Source organism: Streptomyces sp. PCS3-D2 (assembly GCF_000612545.2).
Classification (GTDB): Bacteria; Actinomycetota; Actinomycetes; order Streptomycetales; family Streptomycetaceae; genus Streptomyces.
Map to the genome: position 1 here is coordinate 1,426,007 of NZ_CP097800.1, position 16,896 is coordinate 1,442,902.

General features: G+C 71.9%; 17 protein-coding genes. 12 read left to right on the forward strand and 5 right to left on the reverse strand.

Features of this window, described 5'->3' with window-relative positions:
* The first annotated feature begins 258 nt into the window (after positions 1 to 258).
* Entirely contained in the window at positions 259 to 1,089 is an 831-nt protein-coding gene (locus AW27_RS05925) for a hypothetical protein (protein WP_037915646.1), read from the forward strand.
* 54 nt (positions 1,090 to 1,143) lie between these two features.
* Entirely contained in the window at positions 1,144 to 1,632 is a 489-nt protein-coding gene (locus AW27_RS05930) for a glutathione peroxidase (RefSeq protein WP_037915644.1), read from the forward strand.
* 189 nt (positions 1,633 to 1,821) lie between these two features.
* Here AW27_RS05930 and AW27_RS05935 read toward each other — a convergent pair whose 3' ends face one another.
* A complete protein-coding gene (locus AW27_RS05935; protein ID WP_037915641.1) occupies positions 1,822 to 3,537 on the reverse strand; it encodes an AMP-binding protein in 1,716 nt (571 codons plus the stop codon).
* A gap of 107 nt (positions 3,538 to 3,644) precedes the next feature.
* Positions 3,645 to 4,763, reverse strand: coding sequence for a winged helix DNA-binding domain-containing protein (locus AW27_RS05940; RefSeq protein ID WP_052030013.1), 1,119 nt, complete (start codon positions 4,761 to 4,763; stop codon positions 3,645 to 3,647).
* A gap of 135 nt (positions 4,764 to 4,898) precedes the next feature.
* On the opposite strand from AW27_RS05940, the gene AW27_RS05945 reads away from it, so the two are divergent.
* The 8 genes from AW27_RS05945 (at position 4,899) to AW27_RS05980 (ending at position 12,262) form a co-directional block, all read left to right on the forward strand.
* Positions 4,899 to 5,144, forward strand: coding sequence for a hypothetical protein (locus AW27_RS05945; protein ID WP_037915638.1), 246 nt, complete (start codon positions 4,899 to 4,901; stop codon positions 5,142 to 5,144).
* Positions 5,145 to 5,726: 582 nt separating this feature from the next.
* Positions 5,727 to 6,950, forward strand: a complete 1,224-nt coding sequence (locus AW27_RS05950; RefSeq protein ID WP_037915635.1) for an ATP-binding protein — start codon at positions 5,727 to 5,729, stop codon at positions 6,948 to 6,950.
* Complete coding sequence (locus tag AW27_RS05955) at positions 6,947 to 7,789, forward strand: roadblock/LC7 domain-containing protein (protein WP_236647432.1); 843 nt, start codon at positions 6,947 to 6,949, stop codon at positions 7,787 to 7,789. Before AW27_RS05950 ends, AW27_RS05955 begins: the two co-directional genes overlap by 4 nt.
* On the forward strand, positions 7,782 to 8,177 hold the full coding sequence (locus tag AW27_RS05960) for a DUF742 domain-containing protein (protein ID WP_037915632.1): 396 nt from the start codon (positions 7,782 to 7,784) through the stop codon (positions 8,175 to 8,177). Before AW27_RS05955 ends, AW27_RS05960 begins: the two co-directional genes overlap by 8 nt.
* 4 nt (positions 8,178 to 8,181) lie before the next feature.
* A complete protein-coding gene (locus AW27_RS05965; RefSeq protein WP_030237619.1) occupies positions 8,182 to 8,742 on the forward strand; it encodes a GTP-binding protein in 561 nt (186 codons plus the stop codon).
* 10 nt (positions 8,743 to 8,752) lie between these two features.
* Entirely contained in the window at positions 8,753 to 10,129 is a 1,377-nt protein-coding gene (locus AW27_RS05970) for a cytochrome P450 family protein (protein ID WP_037915627.1), read from the forward strand.
* A 103-nt stretch (positions 10,130 to 10,232) separates the two neighbouring features.
* Positions 10,233 to 11,480, forward strand: coding sequence for a cytochrome P450 (locus AW27_RS05975; RefSeq protein ID WP_037915624.1), 1,248 nt, complete (start codon positions 10,233 to 10,235; stop codon positions 11,478 to 11,480).
* Positions 11,477 to 12,262 (forward strand): enoyl-CoA hydratase/isomerase family protein, encoded by a 786-nt coding sequence (locus AW27_RS05980; protein ID WP_037915621.1) that lies wholly within the window; start codon positions 11,477 to 11,479, stop codon positions 12,260 to 12,262. Before AW27_RS05975 ends, AW27_RS05980 begins: the two co-directional genes overlap by 4 nt.
* A gap of 330 nt (positions 12,263 to 12,592) precedes the next feature.
* Here AW27_RS05980 and AW27_RS05985 read toward each other — a convergent pair whose 3' ends face one another.
* Both AW27_RS05985 and AW27_RS05990 read right to left on the reverse strand, forming a co-directional pair.
* The gene (locus tag AW27_RS05985; RefSeq protein WP_037915618.1) at positions 12,593 to 12,976 is read right to left on the reverse strand and encodes a hypothetical protein; all 384 of its coding nucleotides are present in this window, start codon (positions 12,974 to 12,976) and stop codon (positions 12,593 to 12,595) included.
* 190 nt (positions 12,977 to 13,166) lie between these two features.
* The gene (locus tag AW27_RS05990; protein WP_172671250.1) at positions 13,167 to 14,210 is read right to left on the reverse strand and encodes a saccharopine dehydrogenase NADP-binding domain-containing protein; all 1,044 of its coding nucleotides are present in this window, start codon (positions 14,208 to 14,210) and stop codon (positions 13,167 to 13,169) included.
* A gap of 134 nt (positions 14,211 to 14,344) precedes the next feature.
* Here AW27_RS05990 and AW27_RS05995 point away from each other — a divergent pair, with 134 nt between their 5' ends.
* Both AW27_RS05995 and AW27_RS06000 read left to right on the forward strand, forming a co-directional pair.
* Positions 14,345 to 15,367 (forward strand): helix-turn-helix domain-containing protein, encoded by a 1,023-nt coding sequence (locus tag AW27_RS05995; RefSeq protein WP_052030200.1) that lies wholly within the window; start codon positions 14,345 to 14,347, stop codon positions 15,365 to 15,367.
* A 199-nt stretch (positions 15,368 to 15,566) separates the two neighbouring features.
* Positions 15,567 to 15,788 (forward strand): hypothetical protein, encoded by a 222-nt coding sequence (locus tag AW27_RS06000; RefSeq protein WP_037915616.1) that lies wholly within the window; start codon positions 15,567 to 15,569, stop codon positions 15,786 to 15,788.
* A 91-nt stretch (positions 15,789 to 15,879) separates the two neighbouring features.
* Here AW27_RS06000 and hypE read toward each other — a convergent pair whose 3' ends face one another.
* On the reverse strand, positions 15,880 to 16,869 hold the full coding sequence (hypE, locus tag AW27_RS06005; protein ID WP_172671271.1) for a hydrogenase expression/formation protein HypE: 990 nt from the start codon (positions 16,867 to 16,869) through the stop codon (positions 15,880 to 15,882).
* Positions 16,870 to 16,896: the final 27 nt, after the last annotated feature.

Consider the following 16,896-nt stretch of genomic DNA (forward strand, 5'->3'; position numbering starts at 1 on the left):
CTGCGGGTCTGGCGGGTCAGGCTTTTCCGTAATCCGGAAGTATTGTTCTGCTATACGGAACAAACTAAGCGGCGTCTTCTTCGGCGTCAAGGCGGTGGAGGATCCTGGAAGCGGCCAAATGCCGCATCTCGCTCGACGACTTGTGCACATCACCGATCAGCCGACGGGAACGGGGCGGAAATGGCGTGCGCGCTCGCCCCGGTGGTCGCCGGTGGTGGAGCATGGACCCACGCACGGCGACGGAGGGGGCCAGGGGTCATGGCGGAAGCGGTACCGGTGCGCTGCCCGGCGTGCCTGCGCGAGAACGGCTACATCGCGCCGGTCTTCCCCTGCGCCTGCGGCAGCCCGGTCGATGCGCCGCTCGACCTGTCGGTGCCACCGGAGCAGCTGACCCACCGCACCTGGTCGGACAGCTGGGTGACGGTGCGGTGCACGGCCTGCGGGCGGGACAGCGAGTGGCCGCAGCCCGAGCTGGGCTGCGGGTCGTGCGGCACGGTGGTCCGGCTTCCGGTGCACCCACCCGAAGCCGGGACGGTCCCCGGCGCCACGGCGGCCGCGGGATCCGCCACGGACCCCGCCCCCGGCCTCGCCCCTCCGGGCCGCACCGCCACGGGGCGTAGCGCCACGGGGCGCCCAGCCGCCCCGCCGGGCATGGACCCGGACCCGGCGCACATACCGCCGCCTGCGACGGCCGCCGTCCCGCGGCCCGCATTCCGCCCCGTGACCATCCGGACGGCCCGGGACGCGGTGGCCACCGCCGCGCTGTACCTGCGCTGGCTCGGCTTCCAGGACGTACGGCAGCCCGACGGGCGCCCGATCCCCTCGGCGGCGGTGGACCTGCGGGCGCCGGGGCTGGTGGCCCAGGTGGACCCGACCACCGCGCCGGCCGGACTGCGGGCCGTGGAGTGCGTCTGGCTGAACGGGCTCACGGCCGCGGCGACCAGCGTCTACTTCTCGCTCGCCGGATACGCGGAGGACGCCCGCAGCCGCGCGGACGAGCTCGGCATACCGCTGTTCGTCATGGACCTCACCGGGATGCCGCAGCCGGTCAACGACCCGGCGGACGCGCTGGTCCGCTCAGGGGCGTAGCGGCCGACCCCTTAGGCTCGGGGCGTTACCTGCCGACTGGCCGAGGAGAGTCCCGTGAGCCTGTACGACATCCCGCTGACCACCCTGTCCGACGAACCCACGAGCCTGGCCGCGCACAAGGGCAAGGCGATCCTCCTGGTGAACACCGCGTCGCAGTGCGGGCTCACCCCGCAGTACTCGGGCCTGGCCCGCCTGCAGTTCGCGTACGAGCAGAAGGGCTTCACGGTCATCGGCGTGCCCTGCAACCAGTTCGGCGGGCAGGAGCCCGGCAACGCCGAGGACATCCAGACCTTCTGCGCGGCCGGCTTCGGTGTCACCTTCCCGATGCTGGAGAAGTCCGAGGTCAACGGCGAGAACCGGCACCCCCTCTACCAGGAGCTGGTGAAGACCCCCGACGCGGACGGCGAGGCGGGGGACATCCAGTGGAACTTCGAGAAGTTCCTCATCTCCCCCGCCGGCGAGGTCGTGGCACGCTTCCGTCCGCGCACCGAACCGGAGTCCCCCGAGGTCATCGCCGCGATCGAGGCGCACCTGCCCGCGTAGCCCGCATGGCCCGCGCCTCCCGCACAGCCGGCCGGCCCGCCGGGGTACCCGCGTACGGGACCCCGCCCTCCGGGCCCTCGCGTACCGTCGCGTACGGGCTCGCGCACAGGGCCGCGTACGGGCGCTCGCGCAGGGCCCGGGGGCGCCGCACCGCCCGGCCGGGCCCGGCCACCCCCGCCGCCCGGCGGCTCAGCCCAGGTCGGCCTCGCGGTACTCCGCCACCGAGCCCGCCGCCGTGAGTTCCCGCAGCTCGACCCGCCGGATCTTGCCGGACACGGTCTTCGGGAGCTCGCCGAACTCGATGCACCGGATCCTCTTGTACGGGGACAGCACGGCGCGGGAGTGCTCGAACAGCACCCAGGCGGTCTCCGGCCCCGGCTCCCAGCCGCCCGCGAGGGTGACGTACGCCTTCGGGACGGCCAGCCGCAGCTCGTCCGGGGCCGGGACGACGGCGGCCTCGGCGACCGCCGCGTGCTCCAGCAGCGCGCTCTCCAGCTCGAACGGGCTGATCTTGTAGTCGGAGGCCTTGAAGACGTCGTCGGAGCGCCCGACGTAGGTGAGGTATCCGTCGACGTCCCGGGCGGCGATGTCGCCGGTCCGGTACAGCCCGTCCGCCATGGCCTCCGCGGTGCGCTCGGGGTCGTCGCGGTAGCCGGTCATCACCCCGGCGGGGCGGGCCCGCAGGTCCACGCACAGCTCGCCCTCGTCGGGGGATTCCTTGCCGGTGACCGGGTCCAGCAGGACGATCCCGTAACCGGGCGCCGGGCGGCCCATGGAACCGGGCTTGACCGGAGCGCCGGGGAAGTTGCCCACCTGGAGCGTGGTCTCGGTCTGGCCGAAACCGTCGCGGATGGTGACGCCCCAGGCCTCCCGGACCTTCTCGATGACCTCGGGATTGAGCGGCTCGCCGGCGGCGACGGCCTCCCGCGGAGGCCGGGCCAGCCGGGTGAGGTCGGACTGGATCAGCATCCGCCACACGGTGGGCGGGGCGCAGAAGGTGGTCACCCCGTGCCGGTCCATCTCGGCCATCAGGCGTTCGGCGTCGAAGCGGGCGTAGTTGTGCACGAAGACGGTGGCGCCGGCGTTCCAGGGGGCGAAGAGGTTGGACCAGGCGTGCTTGGCCCAGCCGGGCGAGGCGATGTTGAGGTGCACGTCGCCGGGGCGCAGTCCGAGCCAGTACATGGTGGACAGGTGCCCGATGGGGTACGAGGCGTGGGTGTGCTCCACGAGTTTGGGGCGGTCGGTGGTGCCGGAGGTGAAGTAGAGCATCAGGGGGTCGGTGGCGAGGGTCTCCCCGTCGGGGACGAAACCGCCCTCGGCTCCCGGGGCGTCGGCGGCGGCCGTGGCGTCGGCCAGCGACAGCCAGCCGGCGGGGATCCGCTCCCGGCCACCGGCGGCGATCCGGGTGTAGCCGCCGGGCACGTCGTCGAACTTGGCCGTGTCCTCGGCGCGCGCGACGACGTGGCGCACGTGGCCGCGCTCGACCCGGTCGCGCAGGTCGGCCGCGCCGAGGAGGGGGGTGGCGGGGATGACGACGGCGCGCAGCTTCATCGCGCCGAGCATCACCTCCCACAGCTCGCGCTGGTTGCCGAGCATGACGAGGATCCGGTCGCCCGGTACGACACCGCGGGCGCGCAGCCAGTTGGCGGTCGCGTCGGAGAGCGCGGAGAGCTGCGCGAAGGAGAGGGCCTCGCTGCTGCCGTCCTCCTCGACGATGCGCAGGGCGTCGGCGTCGTTGCCGGCGGCGATGTGGTCGAACCAGTCGAGGGCCCAGTTGAAGCGGTGGGGGCGGGGCCAGGTGAATCCGGTGTGGGCGGCTTCGTAGTCGCCGCGTCGCTCCAGCAGGAAGTCCCGCGCGGCGAGGAACTGGGCGGTGGCGCTGCTGCGGGCACTTTCGATCGTCATGGCAGGTATCGTGCCGCGTTCGCCGTACCGACCACCAGGGCCGCGTCAGCCGCGAGTTGACCGCCTGCCGTACGTCGGCCACGCCTCGGGCACGCGTCGGCGGCGGCTCAGTGGCGGATCGGCGCGAACCGTACGGCCGGGGCGGGCCGGCCGGTCCCCCCGGGCGGCGCGCCCATGTCGGCGATCAGCTTCTCCCCCTCGGCGACGATCTCCTGCTCGGCCGCCTTCGGTACGCTGCCGAACAGTTCGACGGTGAGCGCCGCGCCCTCCAGCCTCCACAGGCCGGCGAGGAACCCGTCCACGAGCAGGGTGCAGTGGGCCTGGTTCCCGGTCCAGCTGCGCCCCTTGACCTCGGGGGCGACCAGGCGGGTGCGGTCGGCGTGCGAGAGCAGGAGGTTGTCGAACTCCGGGAGGAAGCGTGGCGGCGCCGGGGTGTCGGCGCCGGGCCGGGGCGCGTCGGGCAGGTCGAAGAGCTCCACACGCCTCTCGTCGCGGAAGACCGCCAGTCCCGGCCGCAGCCGCTCGAAGGCCTCGCGCAACCGGGTCAGCCCGGCCCAGGTCTGCATGTCCTTGACGGAGGCGGGCCCGAAGGCGGCGAGGTAGCGCAGCACGAGGTCGTCCACGGGCTGAGCGGCCCCGGCGGGCCGGCCGAGCCAGTTCTCGACGGTGGTGAGCCGTACCTGGCCGCTGCGTCCCCACACCCCGCGGGGCGTGACCTGGACCAGAGGCAGCCGGCAGCGCGCCGCGACGGACAGGGACTGCGGGTCGGCGCCGGGCCATTCCTCCAGCAGGTCCGCGCGGATCTCGGCCATGGTGCGCGGCGCGCTGTCGACGAAGGCCCGTGCCCGGTCGGCCAGCCGGTCCAGGTCCACCCCGGCGAGGCCCTTGCGGAAGTGGTCGATCTCGCGGTCACGGGCGGGCTGGACGAGCGGGCGCAGGGTGAGGGCGTCGTACGCGGTGTGGGTGTGGATGGTGGAGCGCATGGTGACCATCCGGACCACCTCACGGGACTCCATCAGCCCGGCCAGTTCGGCGGGCTCGAAGCGGGCGAGCCGGGCGTGCAGCTGGAAGTAGGGCGGTCTGACGTTCTGTGCCTGCAGCCCGAGCAGGTGGGTGACGGCGTCCCGCGCGGACAGCTCGGCACGGCTCAGCAGCAGCTGGCGGGCGAGCGTGGCACGGTTCAGTGCGCGGGTGTCGAGTACGGGAGGTGTCGTCCTGGAGGCCATGGCAGCAAGCTATCCGCCCTTGCGGACAGGAAGTGTCCGCAACTCGGCACCGGAATCTCGGCCTGAATCCCGACCACGCCGGAACCCGGCCCCCATTCCCCACCAGCGAAGGCATCGGAACGTCCTGCCTCCACCATGAGCACCCCGGAGGGCGAGGCCGGTGCCCCCCTCGTCCCCACCGGCCTCGACCGGCACCGCCGGAGCCCCGGCGGGAGCGTCGAGCTGTTCCTCGACGTCCGCGTCGGCGAGCGGCCCGGAGTACCGGACCGCACGATGACCGACCGCCGCGCCCCGACCGGCGACGATTCGACTTCGGAGGCCGGATTGGCTGGAAAGAATCCGGGGAGAATGCACATCCCGACCCCACAGGGATTCGAATGACCCCGCGCGCGGATTTCGCCCGGTTATGCGAATATCCGGGAACCAGGCGACCGGATTCAGGCCACCTGAGCTGATTGAGCCTTGTTCGAGCCCCGCCTGGGCCGATGCGGCCGAGCCACACCTCCCCATTCGACGCAAAAGCCCAACACGCTCCCGCCACCAATGAACTGGACGCCGTGGCCACGTCGCCGCCACCTCCCGATGGCGCCCGCCCGAGCTTCGATTGACGGCCTCTCGGATTGATGTGAGGGATTGCCGCTCCTCTCGTGAAGAAGTGCTTGACGGATCAACGGAGAGAGGGGCGGCCGATGGGAGATGCGGGCTCGAAAGGCCCATGTCAACCTGCTCCCGTCACAGCCGGGTTGGGCGGATGCGGCACCATGGCAGGCGTCCGATGGGGCGGAGATCCGGTGATAGCATCCCCACATCTGTGATCTTGATCCGTTTTTACGCAGATACTGATTGTGATCGGCGTCACGTTCTCTGCATAACAGCAGGTGAACTGTGCTGATCAGCTGTGTTGCGGGGCCTCGCGAGGTGTATCTGCAGCCGTCCGCATGTCATGCGCCGGGAAAGGTTTCCATGAATCGAGACGCACTTGTGTGGTGCCTGGTTGCGGTGGCGGCGATATCCGTCGCCGCGGTCGTGGCACTCGTCGCCCGCAACAGAGCGCTGGAGGCGAAGAAGGAGCACACCGAGACCGACCTGAGGCAGCAGCTGCTCGCGGTGGACAACCACCTGCACTCCTCACGCGCCGAGCTGCAGGCCTTCCGGCACGAGCAGGACGCCGCGATCCGCGAGGCCAAGGAAGCGGCGGAGGAGAACACCAAGTCCGTCCTCAAGGGCGCCGCGAGTCTCCTGCAGAGCCTCGCCGCCGAGCAGACGACGCTGCTGGACGCGATCCAGCGTAAGTACGGTGGACACGCCGTCCTCAGCGACCTGTTGGACGTCAACCACGCCAACGCCCAGATGGCGCGCAAGGCCCAGGGCATCGCCGTCATGTGCGGTGCGCCGCTCGGCCGGCGCAACCGGCCCGCCAGCGTCTACGACGTGGTGCGCAGCGCTCAGGGCCAGATCCGCAACTTCCACCGGGTCGCGATCATGCAGCAGACCGGTCTCGCCCTCAAGGCGTCCGCGGTCGCGCCCGTCGCGCTCGCCGTGGCGGAACTGCTCGACAACGCCGCCAGCTTCTCGCAGCACGACGCGCCGATCGAAGTGACGTTCCAGCGCGTCCAGAACAACCTGTGCATCGTCATCGACGACGCCGGCGTCAGCATGAACGACGAGGACCGGCAGCGGGCGACCGCGCTGCTCTCCGGAGAAGTGACACCCCGACTGTCGCAGCTCGGCACCCAGCCCAAGTTCGGCTTCCCCGTCATCGGACTGATCGCACGTCAGCACGGCTTCAAGGTGGACGTCACCGGAGTCTCCCGGTACGGCGGCGTCAGGGCCGTCGTCCTCTTGCCCGAGGAGCTGTGGACCATGGAGGAGATACCGGCCGTCCAGGAGGCTCCGGTCAGCAACATCCGGCGCACCTCCGAGAATCGGCCCCAGGGTGCGCCTCAGAGCATGCCGCAGAGCGCCCCGACGCGCACGATGCACGGTCTGCCCAAGCGCGGCGCGCGCCAGGCGCCCATCGCCAGTGTCCCCGATCCCGACCCCCGCCCCGACACCAGCTGGGCGGCGCCACGGAGCCCGGAAGAGACGGGCCGCGCTTCCGGGCGCAGCTTGGGGGCCTTCCAGCGCGGCACGCTCTCCGGCCGCAAACTTGACCCCACCTCGTTCGAAGGGCCCGAAAACGCATGACCGCAGACCTGTCGTGGATGCTAGAGGACATCGTGGACAACGTGCCCCGGGCACGTCACGCCGTCCTGCTGTCCGCGGACGGCCTCCCTCGCGGTGCGACGGAAGGCCTGGCCGAGAACGATGTACGCACCATCTCCGCCGCCATGGCCGGAATGCAGTCGCTCAGCCGGGCGACGGCCCACTTCGCCGGACCGGGAAACGACCGGCAGTGGAACCAGACCATCATCGAGTTCTCGCACGGCTGGAACTTCCTGATCGGGGCGGGGCAGGGCTCGTACCTCGCCGCCGCGGCAGCGCCTGATGTGGACATGCAGCAGATCTCCTTCCGCATGCACCGCCTCGTGGCCCGGCTGGGCAACAACCTCACCTCGCCGCCGCGGGTGGGCCACGAGGACGCCGGAGGGGCGCGGGGAAACGAGCCCCGGCAGCAGAGCCCCGGTGACGCGAAGTTCGTCCTCGGCGAGCTCGACCGGGTGGTGTCCGAGGTCAAGGGCGCCCGACACGCGGTGCTGCTGGGGTCGGACGGTCTTCCCCGCGGGGCCACCACCGGGATGAGCCGCGATCTGGCGGACACCATCTCCGCGGCCATGACGGGCATCCACGCCTACAGCCGGGTCACCGCCCAGTTCGCGGGGGCCGCCGAGGACGCGCAATGGCGTCAGACGGTCATCGAGTTCCAGCACGGCTGGATCTTCCTGCTGGCCGCCGGCCCCGACGCCTTCCTGGCGGCCGCCGCCGAACAGGTCTGTGACATTGAGGAGTTCACCACCCGGCTGCACTCGGTGGTTCCCCGACTGACCGCGACGGCGACACCGGCGAAGGGGACAGGACATGCCTGAGTGGTCCGGACACGACGAAGAACTGGAACTGACGTCTCCGTTAGTGCCCCTCTTCGTGATCACGAACGGACGAGCGCTGCCCCCGGACCACGAGTACGAGCACACGACGCTCGTGACAGCGACGGGGGCGGAGAACGGACAGGTCGCGGCACGCATGCTGTCGCCGGAAGCGGGGCGGGTCATGGACCTGGTCGCGGATGGATTCCTGTCCGTGGCCGAGGTGGCGGGGCACACGCACCTGCCCCTGGGCGTCGTCCGCATCCTGCTGGCGCAGTTGGAGGAAGACGGCCTCATCCTCGCGAGGTCACCGATACCGCGCGCCGAACGTGTCGACAGAGAACTGGTCAGCGCCGTGCTCGAAGGCCTGAAGAATCGATTCGGAGCGTAAACGCGTGTACCTGGATCCAGATGTCTCCCACGCGGTGAAGATCCTCATTGTGGGGCACTTCGGGGTCGGCAAGACCACCTGCATCGGCAGTCTCTCCGAGATCGAGCCCCTGCGGACCGAGGAAGAGATCACCGAGGCCAGCGTGGGCTTCGATGACCTGTCGGGCACGCCCGACAAGACGACCACCACCGTCGCCATGGACTTCGGCCGGCTGACCCTCAGCGACACCCTGGTGCTCTACCTCTTCGGTACGCCCGGCCAGGAGCGTTTCAAGGAGATGTGGGAGGAGCTCTCCCGGGGCGCCCTGGGCGCACTCGTCCTGGTCGATCCGGAGCGGCTGCACGAGTCCTTCCCCGTCCTGGATCTCGTCGAGCGCTTCGGCCTGACGTACGCCATCGCCGTGAACCACTTCGAGGGCACCACGCACTACCCGCTCGACGAGGTGCGCGAAGCGCTGAACCTCACCGACGAGACCCCTGTCGTGGAGTGCGACGTACGGGATGAGAACTCCTCGGCGCAGGCCCTCATCACCCTCGTGAAACACCTCATGTCCCAACTCGGCTAGGAGCGCAGGAATGCAACAGCCACGTGAACCGATGGAGATACCCCCCGGCTGCCCCGCGCACGGGAACGTCCAGATGTACGGTCCCTCGTTCGGAGCCGACCCCGACAGCCACTACGCGCAGCTGCGCCACTACGGACCCAGCGCGCCCGTGGACATCGCCCCCGACGTCCAGGCCGAGCTCGTCACCAGCTATGACGCCGCCCTGTACGTCCTGCAGAACCCCGCCTCCTTCGTGCGCGACTCCCGCCGCTGGAACGCCCTCAACGAAGGGCGCGTCCCGGCCGGCAGCCCGGCCCTGCCCATGATGGGCTACCGCCCCAACGCCCTCTTCAGCGACGGCGCGGCGCACGCCCGGCTGCGCGGGGCGGTGACCGACAGTCTCGCGACCGTCAACGAGCACCAGCTCATCCGGCAGACGCAGCAGTCCGCCAACTACCTGATCAACCAGTTCAGTACCGACATCCGCGGCCAGGCGGAGCTGATGGCCGAATACGCCCAGCCGCTGCCCCTGCTGGTCTTCAGCGAACTGTTCGGCTGCCCGCCCGAGATCGGCGACCGCGTGATCGCCGGGATCAGCGGCATCTTCGAGGGGACCCCCGGGGCCGACGAGGTGCTCGGCGGGGCGCTCACGGAGCTGATCGCCCTCAAGCGGCGCCGTCCGAAGGACGACCTGACGACGCGTCTGATGGAGCACCCGGCCCAGCTGAGCGACGAGGAGGTCCTGCACCAGCTGGTCACCCTGCTCTCCGGCGGCACCGCGCCGCTGGCCGCGGCCATCGGAACCAGCAGCGCCCTGTACCTCGGGGAGGACTGGCAGGTCGGCCTCCCGGTCGAGGACGCGGTCTCCCAGACCCTCTGGAACTACGCGCCGATCGCCAACTACGCGGCCCACTACCCGACGCACGACGTCGAACTCGGCGACAGGGTGGTCCGGGCCAACGACCCGGTCCTCATCTCGTTCGCCGCGGCCAACACGGACCCGAAGCTGACCGAACACCGCGAACAGCTCAGCGCCAAGGCGCACCTGGCGTTCGGGGCGGGCCCGCACGCCTGCCCCGCCAAGGACCCGGCTTTCATGATCACCGTGACGGCCGTGGAGACGCTGCTCAACCAGCTCCTCGACGTGGAGATGCGGGTCCCGTTCAAGGCGCTCACCTGGGCTCCGAGCCCGTGGAGCCGCACCCTGGTCACCCTCCCGATCCGCTTCACCCCGAAGGCCGCCCCCCAGGCGTCCCAGCAGGCCGGATCGAACGCGGGCCAGGCCTCGCAGCAGCAGGCGGCGGCCTCCTCGCCCGCCGCCGGGCCCGCGCGCACGAGCACCGGTGCCGCGTCACAGCCCAAGGGTGGTTTGTTCAGTCGCTTCCTGGCCTGGACCAGGGGCGAGTGAGCAGAGTGTGATGCTAGTAACCTCCTGCGTGCTCAGTGGAGTGGATGCTCTAACGATCATGTGGGTAGGCATGGCGGCTGGTTCTCAGAAAGGAGCCGCCGTCATGGGGGTTGCCACAACTCCGTCGTACGACCGCCGGGCGTCCGCCTCCCTCTTCTCCCGTCTGCGGACGGCAAGAGGGCAGGCTGATCCCTTCCCGCTATACGCCGAGCTCCTCGCGCGGGGTGAGGTGGTCCCCGCCCCCTGGGGCGGCTTCGCCGTGACCGGCTTCGCCGCCTGCGACCAGGTCCTGCGCAGTCGTCAATGGCTGGAGCCCGACCGGGAATGGCGTGCGCGCCAGGGGCCCGGGACGCGCTGGAACGCGCCCTCCTCGCGCGAGATGAGCAATACCCTCGCCGCGCTCAACGCCCCGGACCACACCAAGGTGCGCCGGGCGGCGGGCACGTTCGACCGGTCCACCGTCGAGCGCATCGGCCACAATGTGGAACGGACCGCGGATCGGCTCCTCGACGCCTTCACCGAGCGAATACGCACCGGCGAGGCGGACTTCTCGGAGCTCGTCTGCGAGGAGCTGCCGGTCGCCACCATAGGTGACTGGCTCGGGCTGCCGCAGGCCGACTGGCCCACGCTACGCCAGTTGACCCACGATCAGGTCTTCACCCAGGAGCTGCTGCCGTCGGCCAGCCAGCTGGCCCTGTCCGACGCGGCCACCGCCGAACTCCGGGCCTATTTCATGGAGCTGGTGCGCGACCGGCGCTCCCACCCCGGGAACGACCCGGTCACCGGATGGATCCGGGCGTGGGACGCGATCGAACCCGACCGGGACAAGGCCGACGAGGCGGTCTACTTCCTGGTCCTGTTCGTCCTGCTGGCCGCCCTGGAAACCACCGCGACGCTCCTCTCGACGATGACGCTGCGGCTCGTCGAGAGCCCCGAGCGCTGGGACATGGTCGCCGACAACCCGGACCTGGTGACCGGGTTCGTCGAAGAAACGCTTCGTCACGACCCGCCCACCCACGTGATCAGCCGGGTCGCCCCGGAGGACACCGTGCTGGGGGGCTTCGAGATCCGCCGCGACGAGATGGTCCACCTCATGGTCGCCGCGGCGCACCGGGACCCGGCCAGGCACCGCGACCCGGACCGGTTCGACCCCGCACGCGTGCCCGGCCACCTCGCCTTCAGCGGCGGCATCCACTACTGCCTCGGCGCGCCCCTGGCCCGCCTCGAAGCCCAGACCCTGCTCCGCCGGCTGATCCGGCGCCTTCCCCGTCTCACTCTCGTACGCCCCCCGTCGATGGCGCCGCGTGTGGCGTTCCGGCGCCTCCTGAACCTGGACGTGGCCCTCGCATGACCGAATGGACCCCCTCCCCCGTGCGCACCCGGACCGCGCCCAAGGCGCTCCGCGCCGAGCAGGACGGCCCCGTCCTGCACGTCCGCCTCAACCCCTGGGGGCAGGACGACACGCTGGACACCGCGGTTCTGGACGACCTCATCGCCCTGCTCGACGACCTCCACGACAGACCCGACGTCCGGATCCTGACGCTGTCGTCGCTGGGTCCGGACTTCTGCCTGGGTGCCGACCGCGGCGAGTACCAGGAGGCGCTGGGCGACGATCCGTCGGGGGCTGAACTGCGTCGCATCGCCGACAAGGCGCACCGCCTGTGCCAGGCCCTGGAGAACACCCACGCGGTCACCATCGCCCGGCTACACGGGCGGGTCATCGGCGCGGGCCTGGCCCTCGCCGCCTTCTGCGATCTGCGCGCCGGTGCCGACACCAGCCGCTTTCGCATGCCGGAGGTCGGCATCGGGCTACCGCCGGCGTGGGGCGGGGCGATGGGACGCCTGGTCTCCGAGGCCGGCGCCTCCAGGATGCGCGAGCTCATGCTCACCTGCGACGTCTTCGACGCCGACACGGCCCACCGTATCGGTCTGCTGCACCGGACCGCCCCGCTCGACCAACTGGACGCGGTGGTCGACTCCTGGACCAGGCCCCTCGTCCGACGCTCGCCCGAAGCCCTCGTCCTGACCAAACGGATGCTGGCCGGCTACGCACGGGCGGACAGGACGGCAGACGTCTCCCTGCTCGACTCCCATCTCCTGGCAGCTGCTCTCCACCAGCGCGCAAGGGGCTGACCCCTCGCAGGCCGATCCGGGCGCCCGGTCCGAGGACGCCACGCCCACCGGCTCGCCTTCGCGGCGGCCCACGTCCACCTGGCGGGGCGCCCTCGTCGGCTCCGGCGTCTTCCTCTGCGGCACGCCCAGGCCCTTCGCCGCCCCGGCCGGTGCGGACGGCGTGCTCGCCGCGCGTGACCGCTCCCTGACCGAGGCCGCGGCATCGCTGGGGGACGACGCCCCCCGGGGCGCGCGTCGTGGTCGTCCCGGCCGAGGGCTGCGACGGCACTGCCTGCGTGGCACGCGCGACCTGCTCCCTCCCGCTCCCGCCGGTGGAGGGCTGAGGCCCTTTCACGGCGAGCGGGGAAAGAGCGCGCGGACGAGGGCGAGAGTGCTGAGGGCGAACATCAGCACGCCCAGGGGAACGTGCAACGAGGCCGCATGCGCGACGCCGAGTGCGACCTGGGCCGAGGCGAGGAGGAGGAAGCCGGTGGAGTACAGGATCGGGCGCGGGGACCCGCCGCCCGGGCGCCAGGCGAGGACCGTGGCGAGGACGTACAGCATGGCGGCCGCGTACATCACCTTCGATCCGTAGTCGTGCAGCGTGTAGGCGCGGGACGAGGTCAGCAGCAGGCCCGCGGTGGAGGCCTGGAAGAAGAGCACGAGGGTCTGCAGGACGGTCGCGGTTCTGAGGAAGGTGCTGCCGCGCGGCGCCGCGGTGGTCGTGGCGGTCATGGTGGGGTCGTCCTCTCCGGTCGTGTGCGGTGGCGGGGATGCCCGCGTTCGTCGGCGTCGAGCCGCGGATCAGGGGTCGCGGGGTGGTGTCCTGGTGCGTCCGGCCTCAAGACACCGCGTCGACCGGCCCTGTGACAACCTGTGGCGCAGATCACCCGGGAACAGGGCGGGGGGCAGGGGCGGTACGCCGCTACGGCAGCGGGCCGAGGGTGACGTGCGGGGAGAGCGCCCGCAGGAAGTCCGGGGCGTCGAACATCTCCCCCGCTGCGGCGACGCCGACGGTGCGGGTACGGCCCGTGAGGACGCGTTCGAGGGCTTCGGCGACGAGAGGGGCCGTGACGGCGTAGATGTCCTGGCCATGGGCCACCGCGCGGCGTTCGGCGCCGCCACGCCGGACGACGGCGTCGACGACGAAGGTCTGGTCGGACCGGCCGCTCGCATCGGCGGCGGCAGGCGCGGGAGTTGCGGGGGCCGCGATGTCCCGGACGGCGTTGGTGGTCATGTAGGTCGTGACCTCCGGGACGGAGAGGTGGGTGGGCACGGTCACCACGTCGGCCATCGTGAACTCCCCGATCACGGGCCGGGTACCGGTCGGCTGCGGGAAGTGCCATTCGAGGGTGGGCGGGGCGTCGGTGCGGTGCTCCCACCGGCCCCCGGTGTAGCGCAGGCGCCCTTCACCGCGCCGCTCCCGGGAGACCGCGCCCGAGAGCCGTGTTCCCGCGGTGGGGTGCCAGCTGCTCAGGCCGTAGGCGATGTGCACCTCGTCGGCCTCGTCCCAGTCGCCCATGGCGGCGGTGGCCAGCAGGTCGCCGAGGCCGCCGAAGAAGGCCATCGCGGGGACGACGATCGCATCGGCGGCCCGCGCCCGGTCGGCGAAGTGGGCGAAGGTGTCGATGTTGGCCTCCAGTTCGGCCGCCACGTCCACGTACGGGATCCCGGCCCGCAGGGCGGCTTCGATCAGCGCGGCGGTCGTCGAGGCGAACGGCCCGGCGCAGTTGACGACGGCGGCCGTACCGGCCAGCGCGCGGTCGAGCGAGGCGGGGTCGTCCACCGTCGCCCGGCGGGCGGCCAGGCCGGTCTCGTCCGCGAGCGCCGCCAGCCCGGCGCTGTCGCGGCCGGAGAGTACGGGGACGAAGCCCCGCTCCACCAGCTCCCGCACGACGAACCGGCCGGTGTGCCCGTACGCACCGAACACCGCCACGGCCTGGCCCGCCGTCTGCTGACCCGATCCCATGAACCCGCTCCTTCACCCGTCGAGTTGTGCGACGACGGCCCCGTACGGTCCGCCGCGCTCCGTCAGGAAGATCCTCGCGTGGAGCCACCCGGCCCACGAGTGTCCGGAACGACATGACCCGTACACTTCCGGACGTGACCACTGTTGCGCTGGCCATCACCGACGGCATGCTGCATTTCGAACTGTCCCTGGCGATCGAGGTCTTCGGCTCCGATCTGACCCATATCGTCAACCCCTGGTACGACTTCGCGCTCTGCGGTCCGAGCGCCGTCCAGGTCGACCGCTTCCGCCTCCTCCCCGATCACGGGCTCGACCGGCTCCGGACGGCCGACACCGTGATCGTCCCCGGCTGGGCCGACGTGGACCGGGAGCCGCCCGCCGAGCTCGTGGACGCCGTACGGGCGGCGCACGAGGCGGGGGCCCGGGTGGCCTCGCTGTGCACGGGCGCCTTCGTGCTCGCCGCCGCAGGCCTCCTCGACGGCCGGCTCGCGACGACGCACTGGGCGCACACCGACGAGCTGACCCGGCGCCACCCCCGGGTCACGGTGGATCCCGACGTGCTCTACGTCGACAACGGGAGCGTGCTCACCTCCGCGGGCAAGGCCGCCGCCATGGACCTCTGCCTGCACCTGGTGCGCCTCGACCACGGCTCGGCCGTCGCCAACACGATCGCCCGACGCCTGGTCGTCCCCCCGCACCGTGACGGGGGCCAGGCGCAGTTCGTGACCACTCCCGTGCCCGCTCCCGGCAGCCATCCCCTGGCCCGCCTGTTCCCCTGGGTGTTGCAGCGGCTGGACCAGGCGCTCACGGTGGAGGACCTGGCCCGTCAGGCCGGGATGAGCTCACGCCACCTGGGGCGCCATTTCAGGTCGGTGACCGGCACCACTCCGCTCCAGTGGCTGCTCACCCAGCGCATCCGGCATGCGCAGGAGCTGCTGGAGACCACCGACGACACCGTCGACACCATCGCGGCGGCCACCGGCATGGGCACGGCCACCACCCTGCGCCGCCACTTCGCCCGGACGGTGGGCGTCCCACCGGACACCTACCGCCGTACCTTCCGCACCCGGGCCCGGCCCGCCCCCGCCTCCGTCCCCGTCCCCCTCCCCGCCCTGCCGGACGGCACCGCTGCCGAGGCCTTCGTCCGGCCCGGGTAGGTGCTCGGCGACCCCGGCTTCCGCGCAGCGGCGTACCGCGTCGGTGACGGCCTCCGCGTCGTCACCGCGCCCGCGATGGTGCCGGCGGCGGGCTCGGCGTACGCACCGGGCCGCGCAGCTACCGCCCTCGGGTTTGGGCGGCGCCGGAGGGGTAGCCGCAGGGTGGGGACCAGCGCGCACGGAAGGGGTGTGAGCGGTCATGGGTGGTGACACGGGTGACAGGAAGAGCCGTACGCCGGACAGCGGGCACAAGGCGCGGATCCGGGGGCGGTCGCCGGATCCGGGCCGGATGAGGACGGGCGGCCGGCCGCGCTCCCCGGACGAGATCGCGCACGAGCGGGGACGCGAGGACGCGACGATGCGGGACGTGATGCGGGACCTGGACGAGCGGGACCTCGACGACATGCGGGACGACCGCTGACCCGGCCCGCCCGGCAGCCGGCCCACCGCCGTACCGGACTCGCCCGCCGGCGGGTCCGGTACGGCGGGTCCGGAACGGCCCGGGTGCGTCGTCAGCAGATGCGCGGCAGCTGCTCGCCGATCGGGAGGTCGACGACGCGGGTGCCGCCGAGCGCGGTACGGGCCACCACCAGGCCCGGGTGGGCCTCCACGGCCTCGCCGACGACGGCCGCGTCGCGGCCCAGCGGGTGGGCGCGCATGGCGTCCAGTACGGCCTCGGCGTGCTCGCGCGGAACGAAGGCCACCAGCTTGCCCTCGTTCGCCACGTACAGCGGGTCGAGGCCGAGGATCGCGCACGCGTTGGCGACGGCTTCGGGCACCGGGACGCTGCGCTCGTGGATCACGACACCGGTGCCGGAGGCGGCCGCGATCTCGTTCAGCGAGGCGGCGAGGCCGCCCCGGGTGGGGTCGCGCAGGACGTGCAGGTCGGGGGTGACGGCGAGCATGCTCTGGACCAGACCGCCCAGGGCGGCGCAGTCGCTCTCGACGTCCACGCCGAATTCCAGGCCCTCCCGGACGCTCATGATCGCCACTCCGTGGAGGCCGATCCCGCCGCTGACGATCACGACGTCGCCCGGTACGACCCGCTGCGGACGCAGGTCCACCCCGTCGGGGATGATGCCGATGCCCGCGGTGTTGATGTAGACGCCGTCGCCGTGGCCCGCCTCGACGACCTTGGTGTCGCCGGTGGCGATCTCCGCGCCCGCCGCCCGGGCGGCGGCGCCCATGGCCTCGGCCACCCGCGCGACCACGGGCATCCCGACGCCCTCCTCCAGGATGAATCCGCAGGACAGGTAGGCCGCGCGCGCCCCGCTCATGGCCAGGTCGTTCACGGTGCCGTTGACCGCGAGGTCCCCGATGCAGCCTCCGGGGAAGAACAGCGGGCGCACCACGTAGGAGTCGGTGGAGAAGGCCAGCCGGACGCCCCCGAGGCGGACGGCGGCCGAGTCCCCCATCTGGGCGAGCACGTCTCCGCCGAAGGCGGGGGCGAAGAGGTGCTGGACCAGCTCGGCGGAGAGTGCGCCGCCGCCGCCGTGGCCCATCACGACGCGCGGGCGGTCGCGCAGCGG